At 64.7% G+C, this 19145-nt stretch carries 12 protein-coding genes and 1 tRNA gene; 12 read left to right on the top strand and 1 reads right to left on the bottom strand.

Annotation, left to right across the window (positions count from 1 at the left end; all coding sequences use genetic code 11):
- The first annotated feature begins 144 nt into the window (after positions 1-144).
- The 9 genes from QZ609_RS13555 to rpoC all read left to right on the top strand — a co-directional run bounded on the left by QZ609_RS13555 (position 145) and on the right by rpoC (position 12785).
- Positions 145-220, top strand: a tRNA-Trp gene (locus QZ609_RS13555).
- 56 nt (positions 221-276) lie between these two features.
- Positions 277-657: a preprotein translocase subunit SecE gene (secE, locus tag QZ609_RS13560; protein WP_048935965.1), complete on the top strand. Its 381-nt coding sequence runs from the start codon at positions 277-279 to the stop codon at positions 655-657.
- Positions 658-669: 12 nt separating this feature from the next.
- Positions 670-1254: a transcription termination/antitermination protein NusG gene (gene nusG / locus QZ609_RS13565; RefSeq protein ID WP_295495519.1), complete on the top strand. Its 585-nt coding sequence runs from the start codon at positions 670-672 to the stop codon at positions 1252-1254.
- A 177-nt stretch (positions 1255-1431) separates the two neighbouring features.
- Complete coding sequence (gene rplK, locus QZ609_RS13570) at positions 1432-1863, top strand: 50S ribosomal protein L11 (protein WP_004634453.1); 432 nt, start codon at positions 1432-1434, stop codon at positions 1861-1863.
- A 2-nt stretch (positions 1864-1865) separates the two neighbouring features.
- On the top strand, positions 1866-2561 hold the full coding sequence (rplA, locus tag QZ609_RS13575; protein WP_295495525.1) for a 50S ribosomal protein L1: 696 nt from the start codon (positions 1866-1868) through the stop codon (positions 2559-2561).
- Positions 2562-2933: 372 nt separating this feature from the next.
- A complete protein-coding gene (gene rplJ / locus QZ609_RS13580) occupies positions 2934-3440 on the top strand; it encodes a 50S ribosomal protein L10 (protein WP_295495528.1) in 507 nt (168 codons plus the stop codon).
- A 63-nt stretch (positions 3441-3503) separates the two neighbouring features.
- Positions 3504-3878, top strand: coding sequence for a 50S ribosomal protein L7/L12 (gene rplL, locus QZ609_RS13585; protein ID WP_295495531.1), 375 nt, complete (start codon positions 3504-3506; stop codon positions 3876-3878).
- A 448-nt stretch (positions 3879-4326) separates the two neighbouring features.
- Complete coding sequence (rpoB, locus tag QZ609_RS13590) at positions 4327-8433, top strand: DNA-directed RNA polymerase subunit beta (protein WP_295495534.1); 4107 nt, start codon at positions 4327-4329, stop codon at positions 8431-8433.
- 119 nt (positions 8434-8552) lie between these two features.
- A complete protein-coding gene (rpoC, locus tag QZ609_RS13595) occupies positions 8553-12785 on the top strand; it encodes a DNA-directed RNA polymerase subunit beta' (protein ID WP_295495537.1) in 4233 nt (1410 codons plus the stop codon).
- A 72-nt stretch (positions 12786-12857) separates the two neighbouring features.
- Here rpoC and QZ609_RS13600 read toward each other — a convergent pair whose 3' ends face one another.
- The gene (locus tag QZ609_RS13600) at positions 12858-13961 is read right to left on the bottom strand and encodes a CapA family protein (RefSeq protein WP_295495540.1); all 1104 of its coding nucleotides are present in this window, start codon (positions 13959-13961) and stop codon (positions 12858-12860) included.
- A gap of 202 nt (positions 13962-14163) precedes the next feature.
- On the opposite strand from QZ609_RS13600, the gene QZ609_RS13605 reads away from it, so the two are divergent.
- The 3 genes from QZ609_RS13605 to QZ609_RS13615 all read left to right on the top strand — a co-directional run.
- On the top strand, positions 14164-16005 hold the full coding sequence (locus tag QZ609_RS13605) for a DUF2138 domain-containing protein (RefSeq protein ID WP_295495542.1): 1842 nt from the start codon (positions 14164-14166) through the stop codon (positions 16003-16005).
- Positions 16002-16718, top strand: a complete 717-nt coding sequence (locus QZ609_RS13610; protein WP_295495545.1) for a DUF1175 family protein — start codon at positions 16002-16004, stop codon at positions 16716-16718. The genes QZ609_RS13605 and QZ609_RS13610 overlap by 4 nt, the downstream gene beginning before the upstream one ends.
- Positions 16719-16726: 8 nt before the next feature.
- The coding region (locus QZ609_RS13615) for an MG2 domain-containing protein (RefSeq protein ID WP_295495548.1) at positions 16727-19145 on the top strand (2419 nt) is incomplete at its 3' end.

Here is a 19145-nt window from a genome sequence, read left to right on the forward strand (position 1 = left end):
CCGCGAAGGCGGCCGTACCGTCGGTGCTGGCGTCGTCGCCAAGATCCTCAAGTAAGTTGCTGTAACTCTTCCGTGCGGCTGCCAACCGGCCGCACGTGAAGTGCCAGAGTGGGGTTGACCGAATGGCAACCCCAAAGTTGTTCTAGGGGTATAGCTCAACTGGCAGAGCGTCGGTCTCCAAAACCGAAGGTTGGGGGTTCGATTCCCTCTGCCCCTGCCAATTCATCAGCCGCGTAGCGCGATACAGCGCCACGCGGCTTGTCTCGTTTGGGAAACATGGCCAATCCGAACGTCGAAACTGTCAACACCTCCAGCGGCAAATTGCTGCTGGTCGTGGCGTTCCTGCTGTTGGTCGCCGGGGTGATCGGTTTTTACCTGCTGGCGCAACAGCCGGCTTACGTCCGTGCTGCCTCGCTGATCGGTGGGCTGGTGCTGGGCGCCGGTGTCGCACTGGTATCCGCGCCGGGGCAGAGCTTTATTGAGTTCGCCCGCGAGTCGTACCGCGAAGTTCGCAAGGTCGTCTGGCCGACGCGCAAGGAAGCCGGGCAGATGACCGGTCTGGTGTTCGCCTTCGTGGTGATCATGGCCCTGTTCCTGTGGTCTGCGGACAAGCTCATCGAGTGGGTGATCTTCTCGCTCGTGCTGGGCTGGAAATAATCAGGTGAAGCAATGACGGATAACGTAGCGAACGACACGCCCACGGATTCGTCCGCACCGGCCTCGAAGAAGCGCTGGTATGTCGTCCATGCCTATTCGGGCATGGAAAAGAGCGTGCAACGCGCGCTGCAGGAGCGCATCGAGCGCGAAGGCCTGCAACATCTGTTCGGCCAAATTCTGGTGCCGTCGGAAGAGGTGATGGAAAGCAAGAGCGGTCGCAAGACCGTGACCGAACGCCGCCTCTTCCCCGGCTACGTCTTTGTCGAAATGGAGATGACCGACGAGACCTGGCACTTGGTCAAGAACACCGCCAAGGTGACCGGGTTCATCGGTGGCACGGGCAACCGGCCCTCGCCGATCTCCAAGGGCGAAGTCGATAAGATCATGGCTCAGATCCAGGAAGGGGTCGAGAAGCCGCGTCCGAAGACGCTGTTCGAAGTGGGCGAAATGGTGCGCGTGAAGGAAGGCCCGTTCACCGACTTCAACGGCAACGTCGAGGAAGTGAACTACGAGAAGTCGCGCTTGCGCGTTTCCGTGACGATCTTCGGGCGTGCAACCCCGGTCGAGCTCGAGTTCGGCCAGGTCGAGAAGGTGTAAAGCATTGGGTGCGTTGGCGTAAGCCAGCGCGCCGATCGCCCGGTCCGATGGACTTGGCGGGCAACGGTGGCGCAATTCACAATGCGCGCCCGCGCCAACAGAGGAGCGTCAGCCCTGCGCTGATGCGTTACCACTCAATAGGATTGCTGCAGATTGGCAATCCGGATTGGAGTCAAGATGGCCAAGAAAATTATTGGCTTTATCAAGCTGCAGATCCCGGCTGGTAAAGCAAATCCGTCCCCGCCCGTCGGCCCGGCCCTGGGTCAGCGCGGTCTGAACATCATGGAGTTCTGCAAGGCGTTCAACGCGCAGACTCAAGGTATGGAACCGGGCCTGCCGGTGCCGGTGGTGATCACCGCCTTCGCCGACAAGAGCTTCACCTTCGTGATGAAGTCGCCGCCGGCGACCGTGCTCATCAAGAAGGCGGCCGGTATCCAGAAGGGTTCGGCCAAGCCGCACACCGACAAGGTCGGCAAGATCACCCGCGCCCAGGCTGAAGAAATCGCCAAGGCAAAGAACGCGGACCTGACCGCAGCTGATCTCGACGCCGCCGTGCGTACGATCGCCGGTAGCGCCCGTTCGATGGGTATCACGGTGGAGGGCCTGTAATCATGGCAAAGATTTCGAAGCGCGTGGCCGCGAACAAGGCCAAGGTCGAGCGCACCAAGTTCTATCCGATCGACGAAGCCCTGAGCCTCGTGAAGGAATGCGCCAGCGCCAAGTTCGACGAGTCGATCGACGTGGCCGTGCAACTGGGCATCGATGCGAAGAAGTCGGACCAGGTCGTTCGTGGTTCGGTGGTGCTGCCCGCTGGTACCGGCAAGTCGGTGCGCGTGGCTGTGTTCGCCCAGGGTGAGAAGGCCGAGCAAGCCAAGGCTGCTGGTGCCGAGATCGTCGGCATGGAAGACCTGGCGGAGCAGATCAAGGCCGGCAAGATGGACTTCGACGTTGTGATCGCTTCGCCGGACACGATGCGCGTGGTCGGTACGCTGGGTCAGATCCTGGGCCCGCGCGGCCTGATGCCGAACCCGAAGGTCGGCACCGTGACGCCGGACGTCGCCACCGCCGTGAAGAACGCCAAGGCGGGTCAGGTGCAATTCCGTGTCGACAAGGCCGGTATCATCCACGCCACCATCGGCCGCCGCTCGTTCGAGCCGGCTGCTCTGAAGAGCAACCTGGCCGCACTGCTGGACGCGCTGACCAAGGCCAAGCCGGCTTCGAGCAAGGGCATCTACCTGCGCAAGGTCGCCGTCTCGTCGACGATGGGCGTGGGCGTGCGTGTGGACCAAGCGACGCTGGCCGCCTGATCGTTCCCGGTCATTCGCGCCGGGTGGCCCGATAACCACCCCGGCGTTTGCAGTTTTCTCCCGCGTGGCTCCGGCCGCGCGACCCTCGTAAGTTGAGGGAAGGACTTTGGGCAGTGGCTGACGCGAGCGCAAGCACGTTGATGCCGCTGGTTATCAAAGACCGTTGGCGGTGAAGGGCTCGTCGAGCCAACACCTTAATCGCAGCGCAATCCGGCAACGGAGAGCGCCTAAGCCAACGCAGATGGCGCCCCCGAAGGGAATGAGTGACTTTGGTATTGCCGAAGTGATTTGTGCCAATCGGACGCCGTACTTTTGGACTGACTGAGGTGACTGCCGTTGTGGCGGAAACCGACGTCGTTTTGGAGCTTAACCGTGGCACTCAATCTCGAAGATAAGAAGGCCGTCGTGGCCGAGGTAACGGCGCAAGTCGCCAAGGCCTCGACCATCGTCGTTGCTGAATATCGCGGTATCACGGTTGGCGATCTGACCAAGCTGCGCGCGCAAGCGCGCCAGCAAGGCGTCTACCTGCGCGTTCTGAAGAACACGCTGGCACGCCGCGCTGTGGAAGGCACGCCGTTTGCCGAACTCGCCGAGCAACTGACCGGTCCGCTGATCTACGGTATTTCCGAAGATGCAGTGGCCCCGGCCAAGGTGCTGAACGATTTCGCCAAGGGCAATGACAAGCTGGTGCTGCGCGCTGGTTCGTACGAAGGCAAGGTGCTCGACGCTGCCGCCGTGAAGGCGCTCGCTTCGATCCCGAGCCGCGAAGAACTGCTCAGCAAGCTGCTGTTCGTCATGCAGGCACCGGTGTCGGGCTTTGCCCGTGCCCTGGGTGCCCTGGCTGCCAAGCAAGGCGAAGGCGAGGCTGCTGCAGCCTAACCGGCCGCAGCACCACGTACAGATCGCACGATCGATACCGAATCACATTCTGGAGTTATACAAATGGCAATCACCAAAGACGAGATCCTCGACGCCGTTGGCGCGATGTCCGTGATGGACCTGAACGACCTGGTCAAGGCGTTCGAAGAGAAGTTTGGCGTGTCGGCTGCCGCTGTGGCAGTTGCAGGCCCGGCAGCCGGCGGCGCAGCAGCTGCTGCTGAAGAGCAAACCGAATTCACCGTGATCCTGAAGGGTGCCGGCGCGAACAAGGTTGGCGTGATCAAGGCCGTGCGTGAGCTGACCGGCCTGGGTCTGAAGGAAGCCAAGGACCTGGTCGACGGCGCACCGAAGCCCGTGAAGGAAGGCGTCGACAAGAAGACCGCCGACGAAGCCCTGAAGAAGCTGGTGGAAGCCGGCGCGGAAGGCGAAATCAAGTAAGTGCAGGTCTCGCGTGCTCCAGCGGCACGCGACGGAGGCTGGCAAAGGGAGATTTCCCGGCGCCAGCCTTTTTGCGCTTGTGGAGCCGCTCAGTAAGCGCTGCCACAATCACGTAGCAAATGCTTTTTAAGGCTCTTTCGCTGGTTTTTCCAGCAGCCGGCCGTATCCAGGCCAGCAGAGGCCAAACATCAGTGGCACACTAGGTAGTTCGCAGTCCGCTGATGTTTGTCTTCTGAACCGACTGCAGAAGGCAAGTTTGGTCGGGTGCTCCCCCGTCCGTAGCATGGGCTCCATGGGTTCATGTGCGGGCGGCGCGCGCAGTACCGTCAGCCAGAGGTTGGTAGCGGCCAACCGCCAAATCCCGTCACCAGTCGCTGAACACCTCAAGTGCCCGGCGCGAGATCGTTCGCCCATGTCCGTCGCGCACTTGCGATGATTCGGAGATCCCATGGCGTACAGCTTTACCGAGAAGAAGCGCATTCGCAAGAGTTTCGCGAAGCGCGCAACGGCGCATCAGGTTCCCTTCCTGCTTGCCACTCAGATTCAATCGTATGCCCAGTTCTTGCAGGAGAGCGCGCCTGTCGCTCAGCGCAAGACCGAAGGTCTGCAAGCGGCGTTCAACGCCATCTTCCCCATCGTGTCGCACAATGGTCTGGCACGCATGGAATTCGTGTCGTACCACCTGTCCAACCCGCCGTTTGACGTCAAGGAATGTCAGCAGCGTGGCCTGACCTTCCACTCGGCGCTGCGCGCGAAAGTGCGCCTGATCATCAACGATCGCGAGAACCCGGGCAAGGTCAAGGAGATCAAGGAACAGGAAGTCTACATGGGCGAAATTCCGCTCATGACGTCGACCGGTTCGTTCGTGATCAACGGCACGGAACGTGTGATCGTGTCCCAGCTGCACCGCTCGCCGGGCGTGTTCTTCGAGCACGACAAGGGCAAGACGCACAGCTCGGGCAAGCTGCTGTTCTCGGCACGCATCATCCCTTACCGCGGCTCGTGGCTGGACTTCGAATTCGACCCGAAGGACATCCTGTACTTCCGTGTCGACCGCCGCCGCAAGATGCCGGTGACGATCCTGCTGAAGTCGATCGGCCTGACGCCGGAACAGATCCTGGCGCACTTCTTCGTGTTCGACAACTTCACGCTCAAGAGCGACGGCGCACTGATGGAATTCGTGCCCGAGCGCCTGCGCGGTGAAGTCGCGCGCTTCGACATCTCCGACAAGAACGGCAAGGTCGTCGTCGAGAAGGACAAGCGCATCAACGCCAAGCACATCCGTGACCTGGACTCGGCCGGCACCAAGCTGATCAGCGTGCCGGAAGACTACCTGCTGGGCCGCGTGCTGGCGAAGAACATCGTCGATCCGGATACGGGTGAAGTCCTGGCCAACGCCAACGACGAGCTGACCGAAGGCGTGCTCGAGAAGCTGCGCGACGCCGACGTGAAGGAAATCCAGACGTTGTACACCAACGATCTGGACCAGGGCCCGTACATGTCGGCCACCCTGCGCACGGACGACACGGCTGACCAGACCGCCGCGCGTATCGCCATCTACCGCATGATGCGCCCCGGCGAGCCGCCGACCGAAGACGCCGTCGAAGCGCTGTTCCAACGCCTGTTCTACAGCGAAGACTCGTACGACCTGTCGCGCGTGGGCCGCATGAAGGTCAACAGCCGTCTGAACCGTTCGGAAGGCACCGGCCCGATGGTGCTGACGGATGACGACATCCTCGACACGATCAAGCTGCTGGTGAACCTGCGCAACGGCAAGGGCGAAGTGGACGACATCGACCACCTCGGCAACCGTCGCGTGCGTTGCGTCGGCGAACTGGCGGAAAACCAGTTCCGCGCCGGCCTGTCGCGCGTCGAGCGCGCGGTGAAGGAACGCCTCGGCCAGGCCGAGACGGAAAACCTGATGCCGCACGACCTGATCAACTCGAAGCCGATTTCGTCGGCCATCCGCGAGTTCTTCGGTTCGTCGCAGCTGTCGCAGTTCATGGACCAGACCAACCCGCTGTCGGAAGTCACGCACAAGCGTCGTATTTCGGCACTGGGCCCGGGCGGTCTGACGCGCGAGCGCGCGGGCTTTGAAGTCCGCGACGTGCACCCGACCCACTACGGCCGCGTGTGCCCGATCGAAACGCCGGAAGGTCCGAACATTGGTCTGATCAACTCGCTGGCACTGTACGCGCAGCTGAACGACTACGGCTTCCTGGAAACGCCGTACCGCAAGGTTGAGAACAGCAAGCTGACCGACCAGGTCGACTACCTGTCGGCGATCGAGGAAGGCAAGTACGTGGTGGCGCAGGCCAACGCGACGGTCGATGAAAACGGCAACCTGACCGACGAACTGGTCTCCGCGCGCGAAGGCAGCGAGCGTGAAACCCGGATGGTCACGCCGGACCGCGTGCAGTACATCGACGTGGCGCCGTCGCAGATCGTGTCGGCTGCAGCTTCGCTGGTGCCGTTCCTCGAGCACGATGACGCGAACCGTGCACTGATGGGCGCCAACATGCAGCGTCAGGCCGTGCCTTGCCTGCGTGCAGACAAGCCGCTGGTCGGTACGGGCGTGGAACGCACCGTGGCGGTCGACTCGGGTACGGCCGTGCAGGCCACCCGTGGCGGTCTGGTCGACTACGTCGATGCGAACCGCGTGGTGATCCGCGTGAACGATGACGAAGCCGTGGCCGGTGAAGTCGGCGTCGACATCTACAACCTGATCAAGTACACGCGTTCGAACCAGAACACGAACATCAACCAGCGTCCGATGGTCAAGGTGGGCGACCAGGTCGCCCGCGGCGACGTGATCGCTGACGGCGCCTCGACCGACATGGGCGAGCTCGCGCTCGGCCAGAACATGCTGGTCGCGTTCATGCCCTGGAACGGCTACAACTTCGAGGATTCGATCCTGATCTCGGAGCGTGTGGTTGCGGAGGACCGCTACACCTCGATTCACATCGAGGAACTGTCGGTCGTCGCCCGCGACACCAAGCTCGGACCGGAAGAAATCACGCGCGACATCTCGAACCTGGCTGAAGCCCAACTGGCGCGCCTGGACGAATCGGGCATCACATACATCGGCGCGGAAGTCGAAGCCGGCGACGTGATGGTTGGCAAGGTCACGCCCAAGGGCGAGACCCAGCTGACGCCGGAAGAGAAGCTGCTGCGCGCGATCTTCGGCGAGAAGGCGTCCGACGTGAAGGACACCTCGCTGCGCGTGCCCTCGGGCATGAGCGGTACCGTGATCGACGTGCAGGTCTTCACGCGTGAAGGCGTGGTGCGCGACAAGCGCGCCCAGTCCATCATCGATGAAGAACTGAAGCGCTACCGCCTGGACCTGAATGACCAGCTGCGTATCGTGGAAGGCGATGCCTTCCAGCGTCTGGAGCGTCTGCTGGTGGGCAAGGTCGCCAACGGCGGCCCGAAGAAGCTGGCCAAGGGCACCGCGCTGACCAAGGAATACCTGGCCGATCTGGACAAGTGGCATTGGTTCGACATCCGTCCGTCGGATGACGAAGTGGCACTGCAACTGGAAGGCGTGAAGGTCGCCATCGACCAGAAGCGCCACGACTTCGACCTCGCGTTCGAAGAGAAGCGCAAGAAGCTCACGCAAGGCGACGAACTGCCGCCGGGCGTGATCAAGATGGTCAAGGTGTACCTGGCCGTGAAGCGCCGCCTGCAGCCTGGCGACAAGATGGCCGGCCGTCACGGTAACAAGGGTGTCGTGTCGAAGATCACCCCGATCGAAGACATGCCCTACATGGCCGACGGCACCCCTGCCGACATCGTGCTGAACCCGCTGGGCGTGCCTTCGCGCATGAACGTGGGTCAGATTCTCGAAACCCACCTGGGCTGGGCCGCGCGCGGTCTGGGCGAGCGCATCGGCAACATGCTCAAGGCGCAAGCCAAGGCTGCCGAGATCCGCAAGCTGCTGGGTCAGATCTACAACGAAAGCGGCAAGGTGGAAGACCTGGACAGCCTGTCCGACGCTGAAGTGCTGGAACTGGCCGAGAACCTGAAGAAGGGCGTGCCGTTCGCGACGCCGGTGTTCGATGGTGCGCATGAGGACGAAATCCGCCGCATGCTGGACCTCGCCTACCCGGCAGACATCGCGAAGGAAAAGGGCCTGACCGCTTCCAAGCAGCAGGTCGCGCTGTTCGACGGCCGCACCGGTGAGGCGTTCGAGCGTCCGGTCACGCTGGGCGTGATGCACATGCTGAAGCTGCACCACTTGGTCGACGACAAGATGCACGCGCGTTCGACCGGTCCGTACTCGCTGGTGACGCAGCAGCCGCTGGGCGGTAAGGCCCAGTTTGGTGGCCAGCGTTTCGGTGAAATGGAAGTGTGGGCACTGGAAGCGTACGGCGCGTCCTACGTTCTGCAGGAAATGCTGACCGTCAAGTCGGACGACGTGAACGGCCGGACGAAGGTGTACGAGAACATCGTCAAGGGCGAGCACTCGATCGATGCCGGCATGCCGGAATCGTTCAACGTGCTGGTGAAGGAAATCCGCTCGCTGGGTATCGACATCGACCTCGAGCGCAACTAAGCCGCCGGTGGGATGGGGGCGTGGCAGCTGCACCGCCACGCTCCAGTAACAGCCGCCATTGACGAAGATTTAGGGCCGGTGCCCCTCGGGGTGCCAGCCTCAAACTCAAGGAGTTTGGAATGAAAGCATTGCTCGACCTATTCCGTCAGGTACAGCAAGAAGAGCAGTTCGACGCGATCAAGATCGGCCTCGCGTCGCCTGAGAAGATCCGTTCGTGGTCGTACGGCGAAGTCAAGAAGCCCGAGACCATCAACTACCGCACGTTCAAGCCCGAGCGTGACGGTCTGTTCTGCGCCAAGATCTTCGGCCCGATCAAGGACTACGAGTGCCTGTGCGGCAAGTACAAGCGCCTGAAGCACCGTGGCGTGATCTGCGAGAAGTGCGGCGTGGAAGTGACGCTGGCCAAGGTGCGCCGTGAGCGCATGGGCCACATCGAACTGGCTGCGCCGACCGCGCACATCTGGTTCCTGAAGTCGCTGCCGTCGCGTCTGGGCATGGTGCTCGACATGACGCTGCGCGACATCGAGCGCGTGCTGTACTTCGAAGCATTCGTCGTGGTCGAGCCGGGCATGACGGCGCTCAAGAAGAGCCAGATCATGTCGGAAGACGACTACCTGGCCAAGTGCGACGAGTACGGCGAGGGTGAGTTCGTCGCCATGATGGGCGCCGAAGGCATTCGCGAGCTGCTGCGCGGCATCGACATCGAGAAGCAGATCGAGACGATCCGCGCCGAGCTGCAGGCCACGGGCTCGGAAGCCAAGATCAAGAAGTTCGCCAAGCGCCTGAAGGTGCTCGAGGCATTCCAGCGTTCGGGCATCAAGCCGGACTGGATGATCCTCGAAGTGCTGCCGGTGCTGCCGCCCGAGCTGCGTCCGCTGGTGCCGCTGGACGGCGGCCGTTTCGCCACGTCGGACCTGAACGACCTGTATCGCCGCGTGATCAACCGGAACAACCGTCTGAAGCGTCTGCTCGAGCTGAAGGCGCCGGAGATCATCGTGCGCAACGAAAAGCGCATGCTGCAGGAAGCAGTGGACTCGCTGCTGGACAACGGCCGTCGTGGCAAGGCGATGACCGGCGCCAACAAGCGTCCGCTGAAGTCGCTGGCTGAAATGATCAAGGGTAAGGGCGGCCGTTTCCGTCAGAACCTGCTGGGCAAGCGCGTGGACTACTCGGGCCGTTCGGTCATCGTGGTGGGCCCGACGCTCAAGCTGCACCAGTGCGGCCTGCCCAAGCTGATGGCGCTCGAGCTGTTCAAGCCGTTCATCTTCCACAAGCTGGAAACGATGGGCATCGCCACCACCATCAAGGCGGCGAAGAAGGAAGTCGAAAGCCAGACGCCGGTGGTGTGGGACATCCTGGAAGACGTGATCCGCGAGCACCCGGTGATGCTGAACCGCGCACCGACGCTGCACCGTCTGGGTATCCAGGCGTTCGAGCCGGTGCTGATCGAAGGCAAGGCCATCCAGCTGCACCCGCTGGTCTGCGCGGCGTTCAACGCCGACTTCGACGGTGACCAGATGGCTGTCCACGTTCCGCTGTCGCTCGAAGCGCAGATGGAAGCGCGCACGCTGATGCTGGCGTCGAACAACGTGCTGTTCCCGGCCAACGGCGATCCGTCGATCGTGCCGTCGCAAGACGTGGTGCTGGGTCTGTACTACACGACCCGCGACAAGATCAACGGCCGCGGTGAAGGCATGACCTTCGCCGACATCTCGGAAGTGATCCGTGCCTACGAGAACAAGGAAGTCGAACTGGCTTCCCGCGTGAACGTGCGCATCACCGAGTACGACCTGGTCAACCCGGAAGCCGACGGCGACGCCCGCTTTGCACCGAAGATCACGCTGCAGGCCACCACGGTCGGCCGCGCGATCCTGTCGGAGATTCTGCCGCGCGGTCTGCCGTTCTCGGTGCTGAACAAGCCGCTGAAGAAGAAGGAAATCTCGCGCCTGATCAACACGGCGTTCCGCAAATGCGGTCTGCGCGAGACGGTGATCTTCGCTGACAAGCTGCTGCAGTCGGGCTTCCGCCTGGCCACGCGCGCCGGTATCTCGATCGCCATCGACGACATGCTGGTGCCGCCGGCCAAGGAGAAGATCATCTCCGAGGCCGCCGCCAAGGTGAAGGAATACGACAAGCAGTACATGTCGGGTCTGGTGACGGACCAGGAGCGTTACAACAACGTCGTGGACATCTGGGGCGCCGCCGGCGACCAGGTGGGCAAGGCGATGATGGAGCAGCTCCAGACCGAAGACGTGGTCGATCGCAACGGCAAGACCGTCAAGCAAGAGTCGTTCAACTCCATCTACATGATGGCCGACTCGGGCGCACGGGGTTCCGCGGCGCAGATCCGTCAGCTGGCTGGTATGCGTGGCCTGATGGCCAAGCCGGACGGCTCGATTATTGAGACGCCGATTACCGCGAACTTCCGCGAAGGCCTGAACGTTCTGCAGTACTTCATCTCGACCCACGGTGCACGTAAGGGTCTGGCCGATACGGCACTGAAGACCGCGAACTCGGGTTACCTGACCCGTCGCCTGGTCGACGTGACGCAGGATCTGGTGGTGGTGGAAGACGATTGCGGCACCTCCAACGGCGTGGCCATGAAGGCCCTGGTCGAAGGCGGTGAAGTGATCGAAGCCCTGCGCGACCGTATCCTGGGCCGCGTGATCATCAACGACGTGGTGAACCCGGAAACCCAGGAAACCGCGATCGAAGCCGGCACGCTGCTGGACGAAGACCTGGTCGAGCTGATCGATTCGATCGGCGTGGACGAGGTCAAGGTCCGCACGCCGCTGACCTGCGACACGCGCTACGGCCTGTGCGCCAAGTGCTACGGCCGCGACCTCGGCCGCGGCGTGCTGGTGAACTCGGGCGAAGCGGTGGGCGTGATTGCCGCCCAGTCGATCGGTGAGCCGGGCACGCAGCTGACGATGCGTACGTTCCACATCGGTGGTGCGGCATCGCGTGCGGCAGTGGCCTCGAGCGTGGAAGCCAAGGCGACCGGTATCGTGCGTTTCACGGCGACCATGCGTTACGTCACCAACGCGAAGGGCGAGCAGATCGTCATCTCGCGTTCGGGCGAAGCGCTGATCACCGACGACCACGGCCGCGAGCGCGAGCGCCACAAGATCACGTACGGCGCGACGCTGCTGGTGCAGGATGGCCAGTCCATCAAGGCCGGCACGCAGCTCGCCACGTGGGACCCGCTGACGCGTCCGATCATTTCGGAATACTCGGGCACCATCAAGTTCGAGAACGTCGAAGAAGGCGTGACCGTCGCCAAGCAGATGGACGAAGTGACCGGTCTGTCGACGCTGGTCGTGATCGACGCCAAGCGTCGCACGGCCGCCACCAAGGGCATCCGTCCGCAGGTGAAGCTGCTCGACTCGTCGGGCGCCGAAGTGAAGATCCCGGGCACGGACCACTCCGTGACCATCGGCTTCCAGGTGGGCGCGCTGATTACCGTGAAGGATGGTCAGCAAGCGCAGGTCGGTGAAGTGCTGGCCCGTATCCCGACGGAATCGCAGAAGACGCGTGACATTACCGGTGGTCTGCCGCGCGTGGCCGAGCTGTTCGAAGCGCGTTCGCCGAAGGACGCCGGCATTCTGGCGGAAGTCACCGGCACGACCTCGTTCGGTAAGGACACCAAGGGCAAGCAGCGCCTGGTGATTACGGACCTCGACGGCATCGCCCATGAGTTCCTGATCGCCAAGGAAAAGCAGGTGCTGGTGCACGACGGCCAGGTGGTCAACAAGGGCGAAATGATTGTCGAAGGCCCGGCCGACCCGCACGACATCCTGCGTCTGAAGGGCGTGGAAGAGCTGGCGACCTACATCGTCGACGAAGTGCAGGACGTGTACCGTCTGCAGGGCGTGAAGATCAACGACAAGCACATCGAAGTGATTGTTCGTCAGATGCTGCGCCGCGTGCAGATCGCCGATGTGGGCGACACCCGCTTCATCCCGGGTGAACAGGTGGAACGTTCGGACCTGCTCGACGAGAACGACAAGGTGATCGCGCTGGGCAAGCGTCCGGCGACCTACGAGAACCTGCTGCTGGGTATTACCAAGGCCTCGTTGTCGACCGACAGCTTCATCTCGGCGGCGTCGTTCCAGGAAACCACGCGCGTGCTGACCGAAGCCGCCATCATGGGCAAGGTCGACGACCTGCGTGGTCTGAAGGAAAACGTCATCGTCGGCCGTCTGATCCCGGCCGGTACCGGTCTGGCTTACCACCGCGCCCGCAAGGCGAAGGAAGTGGCCGACCGCGATCGCGCAGCAGCGATTGCCGAAGAAGAAGCCTCGATCTTCGAGACGCCCGTCGTCCACCAAGAGGAAGGCGGCGCCGCCTGAAGTTAGGCAGCGTTCTCCGCATCAAAGCCCGGCCTTGTGCCGGGCTTTTTTTTGTCTGCGCGTCTCGCGAGGTCAGGCTGCCCGCACGCGCATTTCGCACATGCCCGTGCGCTCGGCCACGGTCCCCAGTGCACGACCTTCGCGGTTGAGCACGGCAATGAGCCGGGCGATGTCGTGCTCATCTGGGTAGCGCAGCCGGAAGCGCTCGCGGCGCAGCGGCACCAGCGTCAGTTCAGCGTCGTCACCGCCACCGAAGCGCGCAAAGAACATCACCGCCAGATCTGGCTGGTATTCCTCATAGCCGCCGATGCCTTCGTAGTCGTTGATGAAATCGCCACAGCCGTAGAGGATTGGCTTGCCGGCATGGCATTCGATGCCGAGTGGGTGGTGCGACGAATGGCCGTGCACGATGTCGACGCCGGCCAGCTCCACCAGCGCGCGGGCGAAGGCGCGCCGGCCGGGGGCGATCGCATAGCCCCAGTTCGATCCCCAGTGGATCGAGAACACCACCCTGTCGCCGGGTTGCCGCACGCTGCGGACTTGCTCGGCGATGTGCTCGACGGCGGCGTCCGACCAGGCTTGCAGCAGATGCACGCCGGAGCGGTTCTCGGTGGCCTTCCATGCCGCCGGGGCGCCGGCGTTCTCCATCGCGCAGGCCAGCACCAGCACACGGCCGCCCCCCGCCAGCGGCAGCACCGCGGGTTGCCCGGCCTGGACTGCATCCAACCCTGCGCCTGCATGGGCGATGCCCGCCTTGTCCAGTGTCACCAGCGTCTCGGCCAGCCCGGCGCGCCCCCAGTCGAGCACGTGGTTGTTGGCCAGCACCGCGCAGTCCACGCCCGCCGTGCGCAGGCAATCGAGGTTGTCGGGGTGCATGCGGTAGTGGATGCCTTTGCCTGGCCAGGCGTCGTCGCTCGTGGTGACGGCGGTCTCCAGGTTGATGACGCGCACGTCCGGCGCGCGCGCCGACAGTTCCGCGAGCGCATCGCCCCAGGGGTAGGCGGGCGGCGCGGGGCGCGTGATCGGCCCGTTCCGGTCCTCGGCCAACTGCACATAGTCGACGGCGGAGCGCACATAGGGCTCGTACAGCTGCGGCGCGCTGGGGTGCGTGAGGATCTGGTCGATACCGCGCCCGGTCATCACATCGCCGCACAGGAAGAGAGTGAGGGCTTGCATGGAGGGCGCAGGCGGCGGGCGATGCCGTCTGCCTGGGTGGACTCACCCACATCATCGCGCCGTTTGCGTTGTCTGATTTTGAGTGGACGTTAACCTACATTTCGCTCGGCGGCGCTATGATCGGCCGTTCACAAAACCGGACCGCACGCGGCTTTGCGGTGATCGCACCGGTTCTCCCGCTGTCTTGCCGACGAATCCCTCCATGAAGCTCACACGCAAGAAAATCGTCATCGGCGCGGCCGCGCTGGTGGTTGGGGCGGCGGTCATTGTCCAGCTGGTGTGGCATCCGTTCGGCCGCACGCGCGCGCTGCATGCCCGCGAGGTCCAGCTCGACCTGACCTATCCCGACGCCCTGATCGACAGCCAGAGCCTGTCGCAACTGCCGCGCGACGTGCTGCGCGTGCCCTTGCTGCGCGACGTGCTGACCGAAGATTTCGTCGCCTATTACGAAGGCAACGAAGACCGCCTCTCGGTGGCCGGCGCACTGCGGCGCCTTGCTTACGAGCAGAAGCTCGACCTGGCCGAGACCGTGCTCAAGCATGTGTTCGACGAGCCCGCCCGCGTAATGCTGTGGCGTGGCCCCGACGACAAGCTGCGCTACTGGGTGCTCTCGATGCAGCGCAACGGCCTGGCCAAGGCGCTGGAAGCCGTCGCCACGGTGGCCGCGAGCACAACGAACGATACGCAGCTCTCCAAGGTGGCCGATGCGCTGGGCGATTCCGGCGCGCCGGTCTACGCACTCAAGCTGTCCGCCACGCGCTCGATCCTGATCGCCAGTAAGGGCGACCGGCTGATCGCGCTGTCCGAGCCGGGCATCTTGCTCGACAAGGACGGCAAGCCGGTCTCCAAGCAGGCGAGCGCCCTGGCAGCGCTGCTGTCGGACGATGCTGGCAAGCGCAACGTGCAGGGCAGCGCGTACGCGCTGCCGGCGCCGGAGCCGACCGGCCATCATGTCGTGGTGAGTGCCAACTACCTATCGTTCGGCTACCAGCAGTACTTCCCCGGCATCGAGGCGCTGCGCTTCGATTTCGGGGCCGGCACCGCAGGCAACGGCTGGCAAAGCGCCGCGCTGATTGATCCGTCGCACCTGTCCGGCAAGTGGGACAACGCTGCCCTGTGGCACGCCTTGCCCGCCGATCCGGCGGCCTGCGCCACGCTGCCAGTTGATTGGAAGGCCGCCGGCGCGCTGCTGCGCACCGTGGCCGGCGATGCCAAGGAGATCGCGGAAGCCGCGGCGCACGTGGGCGAGGCCTTCACCGGTCCGGCCGCCGCGTGCTGGTACGGCAAGTCGTCGCTGGTGGCGCCGCTGTTTGTGGCGCGCCTGTCGTCGGCGTCGCAGGCCGAGGCCGTCAAACCGGCGCTGGGCGCGCTGTTCGGCCAGATCGTCGGCGCGTATGAAGCCAAGGCGCAGGCCGACGACAAATCCGGCGCGTACAAGCGCCTGCCGGTGACGACGCGCCAGGGCCCGGCCAATGCCACGCTGTGGCAGCGCCCGGTGAGCGCCCGCTACGGCACGGCGCAGGCGGCCGGTGCCCCGTTCGCGGCGCAGTTGTCGGCGGACCGTTACTTCCCCGTCACGCTGGCCGTGGCCGGCGACGTGGTGGTGTTCTCGCCGGATGCGCGCCTCGTCGACGATGCGCTGGCGGTGCTGGCCAAGCGCTTCCCGGCCGTGGCCGACAGCCTGCCGCGCGACAAGACCGAGCGCATCGTGCTGACGATGACACCCGCCTCGCTCGCGCCGTTGATCCGCCGCGAAGCCGGTGCCGCGCTGCCCGCCGACCAGGAAGCCGTGTTCCTGAACGCCGCGCAGACGCACCTGTTCCCGAAGCTCAAGGCGCTGGCGCGTTATGCGCCGGTGTCGCTGGCGCTCGATGGCGGCGTGCCGTCGTCGCGCGGCTGGGTGCCGGTGACGTGGCTGTCCAGCGGGCGCGGACTGCCTGCGGGTGGCGATGGTACGCCGCCGCCGGCCGCTGACGCCCCCGCAGAGGCACCGGCCACCGAGGCCGCTGCCCCCACTCCCGCAGACAGCACCAGCACGCAATGACATCGCGCGCCCTGGCCGCCGCGCCGAGCCGCCGCCATTGGCTGGCGGTGGCCGGCGCCTGCCTGCTCGCACAGACGTTCGCACCCTCGGCGCACGCGCTGTCCGGCTGGGCTGATGCTGCGCCCGCTGACCCCGACGCGCTCTCGCCCGATCAGTCAAGCGTGTTCCGCGCGTGGTTCGTGCGCATCGTCAACGAGCAGCTGCGCCAGGGCCCGACGCCGCGCTGGACGCACCGCGACTGCGCCGGCCTGGTGCGCTTCGCCGCCGGCGAGGCCTTGCGCCCGCATGACGCCCGCTGGCTGCGTGCCAACGGCATGCGCGACGCGGAATCGGCGCGGCAGCTGCCGCCCGAACTGAACCTCACGCCCGCCCAGCGCACGCTCACGCAGCGCTGGACGCGCATCGACGGCAGCACCGGCGCGTATGTCTCCGCGCTCGGGCTGATCCAGCAGAACAGCCGCTTCATCGCCAAGGACGTCAACCAGGCCTTGCCCGGCGACCTGCTGTTCTTCGATCAAGGCGACGACCAGCATCTGATGATCTGGATGGATCGCTACATCGCTTACCACACCGGCACCGTCACCCGCACCGACAACGGTCTGCGCGCGGTCCCGGTTTCTGAACTGATGCAATGGAAAGACTCGCGCTGGCAGCCGCAGGGCGGCAACCCCAACTTCATCGGCGTGTTTCGTCTGGCCTTTTTGACACGGTAGAAAAACCTATGCGCAACCGCCGGCGTTTGTTCCCGTCGTTCAGTTCGTTCAATCTCGTCGCCGCCGTCTGCCTGACGGTGCTGGCCTTCGCGCTGCCCGCGCATGCGGATGACGCGCCCGCCAAACGCGAGGTGCCGAACCCCACGCTGTTCGACGTGCCGAGCAGCGGCTACGAGCCGATCAAGGGCCAGCCGTTCTTCCTGCTGTCGGACGCCAGCTACGGCACCGACCAGGAAGCGCTGGTCCGCCTGGAAGCCCCGGGCCGCGAATACAAGGACGAACTGGCCCGCTACGGCGGCGCCGACATCCTCGTCTACCGCGTGCCGCAGCCGCTCGACTTCCTGAAGGCGCAGAAGAACCTGCACCGCATCGACGTCAAGGCCAACTACACCGGCGAAGGCCTGGCCAACACGTTGGCCTATCTGTGGGACAACTGGACGCGTCAGGCCCGCCGCGCCTGGCAGCGCGTGCTGTCGTTCGCCACGCGCAGCAAGGCGGTGGAAACCGCGCCGCAGTTCAGCATGGGCGACCAGATGATCGCGCCCACGCGTTTTGCGAACAACCCGCAGTACGCGCCGCTCAAGGGCTACGAGCTGCTCGGCCGCTTCCGCTATCCGATCTGGGACGCCAAGCCGATCGCCCCGCCCAAGGACGTCAAGCTCGAGGGCAGCAGCAGCGAGTGGGCGCCGAAGAACGTCGGCAACGTAATGATCCCGGTGGGCAAGCTGCCGGCGGGTTTGTACATCGTCGAGGCGGTGATCGGCGCGTACCGCGCGCACACGCTGCTGTTCGTCTCCGACACCGTGGCCGTGACCAAGGGCACCTCGCAGGGGATGATGGTGTGGACCGCCGAGCGCAAGAGCGGCAAGCCGGTGAGCGGCGCGGCCGTGAGCTGGACGGATGGCGTCGGCGTGCTGGCCTCCGGCACGACGGAGTCCGACGGCACCGCCGACCTGCGCCACGTCTCGCCCGAGCGCAGCTACCTGATCGGCAGCGACCGCGCCGGCGGCGTGTTCATCTCCGGGAATTTCTACTACGACAGCGAGATCTACAACACCAAGCTGTACGCCTTCACTGATCGCCCGCTGTACCGCCCGGGCGACGAGGTGCGCGTCAAGTTCATCGGCCGCAACTTCAAGAACGCGACCGAATCGACCGTGCCCGCCGCTGGTGACATCAAGCTGGAAGTGATCGACCCGAACGGCGCGCCGGTGGCCACGTCCACTACGCGCCTGGCCGGCGAGACTGGCGCCGACACGCGCTTCACGCTGCCCGCCAACGCACCGGCCGGCGGCTACACGCTGCGCTTCGACTACAACGGTGGCACCTACGGCGGCGCCTTCCACGTGGCCGAATACATCAAGCCGCACTTCGACGTGAACCTGTCGCTGGACAAGGCCAGCTACGGCACGGGCGAGGCGGTCAAGGGCAAGATCAGCCTGCGCTATCCGGACGGCAAGCCGGTTAAGGAGGGCAGGGTGTCGGTCAGCCTGCGCGCGCAGCAGGTGACGATGGTGGAGGGCGAGCTGCGCTACGCGGGCCTGTTCCCCGTCAAATTGGAGCAGCAGGAACTCACCACCGACGGCGACGGCAACGCGACGCTCTCGCTGCCCGCCGCCAAGGAGCCGAGCCGCTACGTGGTGACGGTGTTCGCCAACGATGGCGCAGCCTACCGTGTGAAGGTCACGCGCGAGCTGCTGGTCGCGCGCGGCGCCACGCCGTACAAGCTGGCGACCACGTCGAACTTCACCACGCCGGGCCAGGACGTCTCGTTCAACCTGACGCCGCTGCCCGCCGTCGACGGCGCGCGCGGTGCCACCGCGCCACCCGCCAAGTGGGACCTGGTGCGCCTGGAAACGCGCACCCGCACCGAAGGCACGCTCTCTCCGGACGCCAAGGGCAACGCGACCTTCCCGGTCAAGTTCGACCAGCCGGGTTCGTACACGCTGTCGGTGCGTGACGCCGCCGGCAACCTGCTCGCCGCGTCCAGCCACTGGGTGGCTGGCGACGGCGTGCAGACCGTGCCCGGCAACATCGAGATGGTGTTCGACCGCGACCGCTACCAGATCGGCGACACCGCCGAGGCACTGATCACCTTCCCGCTGCCAGTGGACGACGCGCTGCTCACGCTGGAGCGCGACAAGGTCGAGCGTCATGCGCTGCTCTCCGGCGCCGGCGACTGGCTGAGCCTGAAAAAGGTCACGCCCACGCAGTACCGCGCCCGCATCAAGATCGGCCCTGATTTCGCGCCCAACATGACGTTCTCGGTGCTCTACGTGCGCGACGGCGACATGGTGTTCCAGAACGCCGGCATCGTCGTCACGCAGCCGACGCTGGACCTGACCGTGCGCGCCGACAAGGCCGTCTATGCCCCGGGCGAGACCGTCACGCTGGACTTGACCAGCGCGCTGGCGGGCAAGCCGGTGC

The sequence above is a fragment of the uncultured Ralstonia sp. genome (assembly GCA_913056305.1).
Taxonomy (GTDB): domain Bacteria; phylum Pseudomonadota; class Gammaproteobacteria; order Burkholderiales; family Burkholderiaceae; genus Ralstonia.

Excerpts from the sequence above, each read along its gene's own strand:
- secE (WP_048935965.1), top strand. The coding sequence starts at position 277 with ATGGCCAATCCGAACGTCGAAACTGTCAACACCTCCAGCGGCAAATTG.
- nusG (WP_295495519.1), top strand. The coding sequence starts at position 670 with ATGACGGATAACGTAGCGAACGACACGCCCACGGATTCGTCCGCACCG.
- rplK (WP_004634453.1), top strand. The coding sequence starts at position 1,432 with ATGGCCAAGAAAATTATTGGCTTTATCAAGCTGCAGATCCCGGCTGGT.
- rplA (WP_295495525.1), top strand. The coding sequence starts at position 1,866 with ATGGCAAAGATTTCGAAGCGCGTGGCCGCGAACAAGGCCAAGGTCGAG.
- rplL (WP_295495531.1), top strand. The coding sequence starts at position 3,504 with ATGGCAATCACCAAAGACGAGATCCTCGACGCCGTTGGCGCGATGTCC.
- rpoB (WP_295495534.1), top strand. The coding sequence starts at position 4,327 with ATGGCGTACAGCTTTACCGAGAAGAAGCGCATTCGCAAGAGTTTCGCG.
- rpoC (WP_295495537.1), top strand. The coding sequence starts at position 8,553 with ATGAAAGCATTGCTCGACCTATTCCGTCAGGTACAGCAAGAAGAGCAG.
- QZ609_RS13600 (WP_295495540.1), bottom strand. The coding sequence starts at position 13,961 with ATGCAAGCCCTCACTCTCTTCCTGTGCGGCGATGTGATGACCGGGCGC.
- QZ609_RS13605 (WP_295495542.1), top strand. The coding sequence starts at position 14,164 with ATGAAGCTCACACGCAAGAAAATCGTCATCGGCGCGGCCGCGCTGGTG.
- QZ609_RS13610 (WP_295495545.1), top strand. The coding sequence starts at position 16,002 with ATGACATCGCGCGCCCTGGCCGCCGCGCCGAGCCGCCGCCATTGGCTG.